Raw genomic sequence first — 9,524 nt, 5'->3', positions numbered from 1 at the left:
CAACCAGAGTCAGTGCCAACGGATACACTGCCCGGGTCAGCTGTTACCAGGCTCGGCGATGCGAAGGCTGCCCGATGCGGAGTGGGTGCCATAAAGCTACAGGCGATCGGCTCATTGAAGTGAACCACAGGCTCAATAAGCTCAAGGCTAAAGCCCGGGAAAGACTGCTGTCGGAAGAGGGAATGTACCATCGGAGCAAGCGACCCATAGAAGTGGAAGCCGTTTTCGGYCAGATGAAAAGCAACAACAGGTTTACCCGGTTCACAATGAAAGGWCTGGAGAAGGTCGCTGTGGAATTCGGTTTGATGGCCATTGCCCATAACCTCAGAAAATGGGCAAAAAAGTGGAAAGACAAAGCTTTTATCGGTAAACCAGTTGGCAAAAACTCCCTGTTTGCGAGAAATCAAGCCATCAACATGCTGAAAAGCACAAAACATCGACTTGCAGCCTAATATTGCTCATGAAATTATAATGGAGCTCCAGAAAGCTATAAAGCAGAAGAAGGTGCCTTTTTAGACACCTTCTGTCCGTTTGGACCTGTGAGACGATCCATGATGCCTATCCCGTAATGGGCAGATAGCATCCGTGCATAGTAGGCTGCCGTCAAGATGACAGTCGCAGTTATGAAGCCCGTCCAGGTAATAAAATTTAGCATATCCTTCCTTGTAGCGGCCAAAGATGCACCCATCAGATTGCCGGCCATTTAATATTCCAAAGAAAGCCCATCTCTGGGCAACAGGCAAGCACAAGTTTAGCTTGTATCCTAACTGTGCCTCCAGGACGACTTTTTCTGCGGAAGTGTATCGGGCAGTCCTTCTCCCTGCCGGGCCGGGACCGACAACTGGAAGCAAGGTGGCGAGATGTGATGGGAATTCTCTCGAGGAATTTTATCTGCAGGTAAGCTTTATGGTACCTGAAAGGTACCTCGTTGGGGACGCGGGGAGGGGAATCTCCCATGCAAGGGTAATATCTAAGGCAAAGGAAGCCGGAGACCGGGCAGACCCTTGGCGGTGTGGGGCGCTCAGTCTCCTCTGATCAACTTTATCAGTTCTTCCCTTAGCGCGGGACGGTCCTTAAGGGTTGCCCGAACGAAGTTTATGGATTCCTCCATGCCCAGGTTCTCCTTGAACCAGAGTGCATGTCGCAGCACAAACGACCTGATGTTCAGTTCACTATAATCTTCTGTGTGAAGGTTTTTCGGCATGCTTTTTATTCTTTATGACACTGTCAGGGCCCCTTCGGTTTAATCCTTGTTCACAAAGGGTATAAATACCCGGTCAAGTGCCGCCAACTACTGTGCATCGCCCGTGCATCACCTTACGAAGCAGCCAAGGGGCCACCGGCGCATCCCATGACCGATTTTAACAGGGTAATCCGGTGGCATCCGTCTTCGAGGGTTTCATGGATTTCCTCACCTTCAGGGCGCTCCACAGGTACTTGGACGAGAGCAGGATGGACTATGCCGTTCTCAACTCCGTTCCTATGTTCGGCAGGCCCCTTCTGGTGCTGAAGGGACCCCAGCAAGACTCTCTCTATCTGGACACGGACAGGGGCATCGATCGGGAGTAGGCCAGCTGCACAAAGAGCAGGCAAGATCAGGGAGTTCGACAAGAAGCATGTTCACATGATCTAGATGCAGATCAAGAAGGACGTTGAGGACCTCCCCTATTCGGAGATAGACAGGCCCCTTTCCGATCCGAGCACCCGTCACCTGGTTGTGCCCCGAATATGTTGCCGGTCCCACATTCAGCTGACCGGCTGTCACGTTTCCGGACTTCCTTGGCCCCGTGAGGTTACCGTTACGAAAAAACAGATTTCATTCAATGGATTTAACGATCAATTCCCTAACTTGCGGTTATTAATCACCAACTATCCAGAACCCATGACAGACATCTCACTTAAGGTACTTATCGAGAATTCCAACCTGATGGTGTTTTCCCTAGACACGGAATCCGGGCTTTTCGAACAGGCCAACCATGCCTTCCGCTTCTTTCAGGAAGTTCAGGGACCGCTGCAAAACATACAGGACCTGGCAGACCGGCTGCCACTGGAGGACAGAGACCTTCTGCAGGCCAGGCTCCTGGCGGTAGAGCACAGCCCGATCGAGGCAACGATCGTCAGGTTCTCGACCGGGCAGGGCCAGGTTTACCTGGAGCTCAACATGTACCCATACAGCGAATCGGGCATCTCCAAGATCGCCGGGTATGCTCGCGATGTGACCCAGCAGACCGAGTTCCAGCAGGCCATACTCAGCCACAACTCCATGAAGAACGCCATCCTCAATATCCTGAGCCACGATCTTGTGGGTTCCCTGGCAATCCTGGAAAAACTTGCGGTCCTCGCACTGGAGACCTCCGGGAGAAAAGAGGGCGATCCACTGGTACCAATCCTATCCTCCATGGAGGAGATGTGCCGGAGCAATGCCGGACTGATAAGGGGCTTTCTGAGAAAGGAATTCTTAAGCTCGATGGGTGCACCACTGAACCGGGTCAGGACAGAGCTGACCGATACTTTGAAAGATTTCATGGGACAGTTTGCCTCAATGGCGGAGGAATGTGGTATAAGCGTCCTTTACGAACCTGCCAAGACTCCAGTCCACCTGTTCATAGACCAGGACAAACTGATCCAGTCATTGAACAACCTGCTGTCCAATGCACTGAAGTTCACTCCAAGGGGCGGTGAGGTGCGGGTATGGGTGGAATGTGACCAGCATCTTGTCACCATCTGCGTGAGGGACACCGGAATAGGCATCCCTCCGGAGCTGAAAGACAGGGTCTTCGACAAATTCAGCAGTTCCAAAAGGACAGGGCTCAATGGTGAGGAACCCCACGGCATGGGTCTATGGGCCGTCAAGACCATGGTCGAATGGATGGGCGGGGACATACGGGTGGACAGCACCGTGGGGCATGGCACGGAGTTCCGGATAGTACTGCCCATCACCCAGAGCTGAGGCCCCGACCTGTGGTCGGGCACCCTCCGGGACCACTAATACCAAGGGGCATTTTCCCTGGTCCAGTACGCATCGATGGACTTTTTCCCGCTATCCACAACCCGTCCTTCATTAATCGTTGGAGTTTCGCTATATTTATGCGTTTTCTATAGCCGCACTCACGTGCACTTTGTACTTTGCCCGACTAAATTCGTTCCGTTGGGCTTGTTTTGTATTGCCCGATTTCATTATCATGATGGCAGTCAAGAAGTTAGTAATATCGAATATTTGGGCCAACGGTCCAGTACCGTTCGCTTTTTTGTGGAACATGATCCGTCCATACCGGGCTCTACAGGTGGCTCGGAATTCATTACTCCGGCCGAAGCAGATAAAAATATTTATTTTTTTAGAACCAAATCCAGATCCGTGTGTTCTTCAGACAGTTTATATTTGTTAATGTAATAGCAAGGAGTTGGTCTGCCCCCCAAAAGTGGGGGCTTGATCCGACCGTTTCTCTTTCAGCTCAGATTGTCCATCCATATTAATTTTCAATAAAGCCATGCCACCCGTTCACCGGGTGGCTATTCTTTTTCCGCTCACCTACCCTCCCTATGGGGGGGGCCTGTTTCCTTGTGGCCGAAAGGCGTTACCAGAACCGAAACCCCGCCACAGCCTGCCCAACCTGAGCTCCTCACCGGGCCAGGAAAATGCTGGGGCCAGTTCCACACCAGCGCAGTAGACTATGTTTATCCCCTTCCGAGCTCACCACAAGAATGAGGATACCCGATCCCATGGCGCGTAGCCTTCTACCCTCCAGGCCCGGCGGAAGTACAAGGCCTTCTTCAGCAAAGCCAAGGGCCATGTATGTTTCCCCGCTCACCCTCAGAGCGGCCTGTTCTGCCTGAAGTAATCTGTGGGATTGACCCCGTGGGCCGTCTTGATGTAGTGTGAGAATTTAAAATAGCTAGAGAAACCCGCTAGGAGAGCAATTGCCGTAAGGTTATAGATCGCCCCCGGGCCAAGGTCACCAATCATCTCCCGGACGTCCCCCAATCGCAAGCTATTGATATATGCACTGAAGTTAGTTCCAAAATTCCTGTTGATCACACGAGAGAGGTATTTTTTGTTAACCCCGACATCTTCCGTAAACCTGTCGAAGTTGTACCGTGGATCCCTATAGCGCCTCCCAATTTCCCATTCCTTGATCCGCCTGATTATAATTTCCTCTCTTTCGGGCTTTAGGGAGTATCTCTTTTTTTCAGTCCCTCCTGCATTTTGACTCATACCAAACTAAATAAATCGTTCGCGTTTTTTTTCAAAGATACAACTTACATCGAATTTGGGGAGCAAATCAGAGTTCCCCCGTTCAAGCTCGTCCAGACGGGGAGGGGGAAGGCCGAGCTTGTTTCGCCCCGTACCACCTGAACTTGTCCGGAATTACAGCTCAAGGGTTCTCCCTACCGTCATCTGGCCCCAGCTTTCCCGACATATATCCCAGGGATTCGCTTAAGAGTGAACAGGACAGGACAATCGGAGCCAGGACATATGCATCCACCTGCGGCCAGTCACATATTTACCCTTGTTGGTTCGTTGTCGGCCCATGCCCTATTCGGGGACAGCAGCCAGGCAGTATTTGGATACCGGCACAGCCCCCCCCTATTTTCACACAGCGGAGGGACATTTTGGTCCACAAAAAAACCTCCAAGGCTTGGAGGTTCTTGCTAACTATTATGAAAAACATTGGAAATGACCCAAATATATCGATTTATTTAACTAAACCGTCGACTTCAGTTTATTTTGAGGAAGAAGGGTCGCTAATGGAACTTTAGAATGAAAGACGGGACAACAAAGGACCACCGATTACATCAGCGATCTCTAATCGGTATTTATGGTATCCCTCAATATTCTCACCACGCTCCACTGGTCCTGTGCGCCCTTTATAGCAGTTACATTAAAGGTTGTTCCGAACTCGGTAATAGAGAACTCTATCTTGTCGGCCTCGGACCGCTCAGCCAACCTGTGCAGTTCATCCCGTGCTGAGATCTTCAGGAACTCTCGCTGTACATCGTTCAGTAATTCCATAACGTTTAGATAAAATTGAACCATAAATATAGCAAAAAAAAGAATTTTTCCATAAAAAAACCTCCTTTTGGAAAGGAGGCCACCACCTATTGAATTAAATAACTCAAATCCGAGTATTATGGAAAATAAAATATAACACATCTGAAGTACAGGTGGATCAAAAACATCAAATTTATCCCTTGGTACCCAATTTCATAGCTACCGGTGATCATGAGAGATGGACAGGGGACCAAGAACTCGGTCCCAACCTGCTCCCGATATGTGAAATCACCTACTCGGAGGCCAGAAGCTTCCTGGGCCCTGGCTGCCTTCAGGCGTTCGAGCGACAGACAGCCCTGGTACTGTCAGAGAGCATGCGGCTCACATTTTGAGTGATAGGCCGAGGAGAGAGTTGCCGGTAATTTGAATTGTCCGACATCCGTTTAAGGAGGATCTAACTGAGGCAATAATATACCCTCGTATTCGGTGCATATCGGTTTTCCTTACGGCGGTGGTAACTCTCGAAATTTAAGATCGGTCGGAATGGCCATCTGGCATCGGGGAACAGGAAACACCTCCCCATCCTGCAACAAAAAACTCAAAACGCTTGACATTATTGCATTTTTGTTTAATTTTACGCAACACACTAACTGGTAACAACTTATGGATTTCTCAACAGGAGCGTTAGGCATGCAGATTTTTTGCCTATTGACAGGAATTGGAATAGTATTGTTCATATTCAGGTCGATAAAATCCAGGAAATAGGTCATCCCTGTGGACAATTGCTCATCTTCAAAAGCCTCAGAGGATCCCCTTGACTTCCGGCGATTCTTTATGGGGGGGGCAGCTCCATTTCTGGGGTGTCAAGGGATCTGCACGTGAGCCTGGATGCAGAAGAACAATGTTCTCAATGGATATTCCCTGCGGTAGGCTGTGCCTCCCGGTTCCCGGAAATTCCCGGACCGCTGGCGGGGGAGGCCCATGGGGTCCATTGGCTACAGAGCGGACAGAATCCTTTAGGCCACGGGGATTCTTCAAGAACCTCGGTGGTCTGCACCACGGGGTGCACCATCACTCCATGCGTTCCAGGCCAGTGGTGGTAGGTCCTGTCAGAACCTGCCCATTTACGTTGAACCTAGAGCCATGGCAGGGGCAGTCCCATGAAAGTTCAGCGTTATTCCAACGAACCTCGCACTTTGCGTGCGGGCAGGTGCTCCTTAGGACGTGCAGCTCTCCATCCTGTTCTGCATACACGGCATATGACTGGCCTTCATACCTAATGACCTTTGCCTCTCCGGCCCTAATCTCTGTCAGTGACCGGATCCGGTCCATTCCGATCTTGTCGCCGACCATGTCTTTGAGAACGGTCGCATTTTCTTTGACGAATGTGGTAAAGCCAGCAGTTGGCCGGAATCTCTTGGGATTGAAAAGCGCCTCGTACCTGTTGGTACCCTCCGTGATCAGATCGGTGATAATTACCGAAGAGAGGGTCCCAAAGGTCATGCCGTTCCCCCGAAATCCCGTGGCCACGAAGACCCTGCCCTCGCTGGATGGCAGTACCCCGATGGAAGGGAGCCCATCGGCAGGTTCAAAATACTGGCTCGACCAAGCATATTCGACCCTATCTACGTCGAACTGTTGCCTGCAGTGATCCTCAAGCCTGGAAAAGCACGCTCCTGCATCTTCTGTGTGGCCGGTCTTGTGGTCCTCCCCCCCGGCGATGATCATCTTTTTGCCATTGATCTCATGCGTACGGTAATAATGGTATGCATCGTAGAGATCATAGCCGAGCGTAGTGGGGTAGCTGTTGCCCTTCAGCGAAAAGGCTATCACGTAGCTCCTGTAGGGAGCAGTGGTGAAGTGCAGCAGGCTGATCCCGGGAGGAGTGTGGGTCGCAAATACGGCATACTTGGCCCGGACATCTCCCAGGCTCGTATGGAGAAGTACCCCCTCTTCGGATTCCTCAAAGGATTCGCAGAGGCAGTTCTCGACGACAGATCCTCCATTCTCTATAAATGTGTCCGCTAGTGCCCTGATGTATTTAATGGGGTGGAACTGCGCCTGGCCCGGTATCCTTACCGCCTTCCTGAAGGATATAGGGAAGTCGATCCTGTCTGTGTAGTGCATCTGGTAGCCTATCTCGCGCGCACCGTCAACGATACCCTCCAACTGGCCCATCTGATCCTCGTCCACCGCGAACAGTTCTGCAGTCTTTTCCTCAAAGTCACAGTCTATCGAATGCTGGGATACGTTAGACCGGAATACGCGCGTAGCCTCCTTCCCCGCATCGGCCAACAGGCGCGCGTTGTCAGGCCCAAATTTGTCTATGGCCTCCTTGAACGTCGTGTCGAAAAAATCATTGAGATGGGCAGTGGTGCCACCGGAGGTGCCAAAACCCAGGTTCCTTGCCTCCAGCAACAGGCAGTTCAACCCCTTGAGCTGGAGCCTATGGGCTGTCGATGCACCCGTGATTCCACCCCCGATGATGACTACATCGTACTTAAGGTCTACGCTGAATACGGTTCCGTACCTTTTGATCTCAGCTTGCCACATGCTCTTGCGTGCTCCGTCTCTGAACATAACTTTTATTTTTTGATGGTTTATTGATAAGATGTTTTATAGGGAACAAACTTTTGGGGGCTTTCGTTGGCGAGAACTTCAATAAATCTACCGGCATGATGATTCCCCTGCTAAAGCACCTTCTCGAGCGCTATACCAAGGAGCCATGTGCCGAAAAAGTCCCCCGCTTGATTCCATAAAGGTACGAGTACCGGGCGCCCGGGAACATTACGGCAAACAAAGAAATCATTCTTCGAAAGATGAGGAGGTTGCCCAAAAGTTTATTTTGAAGGCCCGGGATTTACTTTGCCAGTCTAAAAAAACCCTCTTCTACTCAAATCCTTTCTCTATGAATTGGTAATTTGAACATCAAAGGATCAATGGGGATGTACGGAGTATGTAGGGGGAAAACACAAATGAGAAAACCACCTTGGGGAGGTGGCTTTCAGGTACTGATTTCCAGTGTATTATTAAACTAATATCCACAAAAATAAAAATTGAGTTCCAATTAAAAAAGAGAGGGTTCGAATAATTTGCCCACTGTACTTTTTTCCTCCAAGTTTAGCTGGAGAGTGAAATATATTCCCGTACAGAAGGCTGCCTTCCGGTTTCCGGATCGCTGATTATATCCCCGGCCCTGTCCAGACAGCATTCTTCGAGGGGGGGAGTCGCGCCTTTTCATCCTACGGTCGATATATTACTCGGCTGATTGTCCCAGGGAACGAAGGCCTCTCTTTAATGATTAATGAACACCGTTGAAATCAGTATTCCTTTACCCTGCTCACCATTCCCTGTAATATTTGGATGACCCTCATCTTGTCCCCTTCTTCGGGATGGTATGATTTCACCCTCACCGAGGAGGGTGAGAGGTCCTTCCTATATATAGTTGAAAGGTGCGGCACGATGCACTGGAAGACTTGGCTTAGCGAGCGAGCATTCACTACTCTTTCCTCGTCCAGCAGCCGCAGGAGTATAGCAAGTTGGTCAGCCGAGGCATTGAGGGTGAGCGCTTTTTCCTCTCGGCCAATTGCTCTGTGCCTGTGCTCCGGGCGGTTGGGGTCCCTTCCATGGCTGTCTCCCGATTGGAGCTCAATCTCCAAATCGAACCAACCGTTGAGGAAGGTATCAAGGGAGATATACCCTGGATTCAGGATGATCCCCGGCTTTCGATGCAACTGGTTGAAGTTTGCCCGTAGCTTCCTTAGCATCTCTGCCCTTTCCAATGACGCATAGGAATCCTTGCAGTTCTCCGTAATCCCCCTGACCAGCAGGTCCATCAGCTCCTTACTGTTGAAGTTTATGTAGACAAGGAACCTCTGGACCGGACAGAAGGTACCATCCTGGCTCTGCCAGTCCCAGTCCGAAATCCTTCGAACCAGCTGCTGAAAATAATCCATTGATCCCCGTGTCAAGGTCACTGCCTCTTGCCCAGAGGTGAAACGTTCCAGCCTTTGGGTGAGAAGGATCCCCGCCGGTGTACCGGGTATGAGGTGGCGCACTTTCTGGAACTCGCCCGTAAGGCACTCCATGGCTTCTGGGACCAGGCACGGCAACAGGGGCAGCTCCGGGCCCAATAGCTGCCCGTGGCCGTTCTCCATGTAGCGCCCTATCGTCTCCAGGCTTGCCATGACCCGCTGGCAGGTAACCCTATGGCTGGGACCGCCCTGCTCGCAGAGCGATGTGGCCTCCTCCATGAGCCTCCCCACTGCACGGTAGCTGCCGTTGAGGTATGCCCTGAAGTCAAGGCCCGATGCCTGCTGCAGTTCTGCCGCACAGGTCTGGGAGATCACCTGGCAGCAAGCCTGCTTCAGCAGGTCGGTCCGTACCTCGGGCGAGATGCCCTCGGGATCATGGGGAGCTGCCAGCCAAAGGGACAGCAGGACGTGCTGGAAATATTCCAGCCCGAGAGTCGGTGTATCTTTCATTTCTTTCTTGTTTTTCGAGGACCCGCAATGGGCAAGCAGGACAAGCAAGG

General features: G+C 51.2%; 5 protein-coding genes and 1 pseudogene. 2 read left to right on the top strand and 4 right to left on the bottom strand.

Annotated elements, in window-relative coordinates; genetic code table 11:
* Positions 1-344 (top strand): annotated as a pseudogene (locus CRT24_RS10485) (transposase); the annotation flags it as partial.
* 1,538 nt (positions 345-1,882) lie between these two features.
* Positions 1,883-2,950 carry a sensor histidine kinase gene (locus tag CRT24_RS10465; protein ID WP_180269112.1) on the top strand — a complete coding sequence of 356 codons (1,068 nt, stop codon included), beginning with the start codon at positions 1,883-1,885 and terminating at the stop codon, positions 2,948-2,950.
* 861 nt (positions 2,951-3,811) lie between these two features.
* Here CRT24_RS10465 and CRT24_RS10455 read toward each other — a convergent pair.
* From CRT24_RS10455 to CRT24_RS10440, 4 genes are all read right to left on the bottom strand, one after another.
* Positions 3,812-4,213, bottom strand: a complete 402-nt coding sequence (locus CRT24_RS10455) for an AraC family transcriptional regulator (protein ID WP_099371186.1) — start codon at positions 4,211-4,213, stop codon at positions 3,812-3,814.
* A gap of 591 nt (positions 4,214-4,804) precedes the next feature.
* Complete coding sequence (locus tag CRT24_RS20655; protein WP_144034558.1) at positions 4,805-5,011, bottom strand: hypothetical protein; 207 nt, start codon at positions 5,009-5,011, stop codon at positions 4,805-4,807.
* Positions 5,012-6,061: 1,050 nt separating this feature from the next.
* Complete coding sequence (locus CRT24_RS10445; RefSeq protein WP_099371184.1) at positions 6,062-7,570, bottom strand: FAD-dependent oxidoreductase; 1,509 nt, start codon at positions 7,568-7,570, stop codon at positions 6,062-6,064.
* A gap of 740 nt (positions 7,571-8,310) precedes the next feature.
* Entirely contained in the window at positions 8,311-9,474 is a 1,164-nt protein-coding gene (locus tag CRT24_RS10440) for a hypothetical protein (RefSeq protein WP_099371183.1), read from the bottom strand.
* Between the last annotated feature and the right edge of the window lie 50 nt (positions 9,475-9,524).

It is taken from the genome of Sphingobacterium sp. 1.A.5 (assembly GCF_002734235.1).
In the GTDB taxonomy this organism is placed as follows: domain Bacteria; phylum Bacteroidota; class Bacteroidia; order Sphingobacteriales; family Sphingobacteriaceae; genus Sphingobacterium; species Sphingobacterium daejeonense.
Note: the sequence above shows the minus strand (reverse complement) of the source record. Positions and strands in the feature narration are given on the sequence as shown.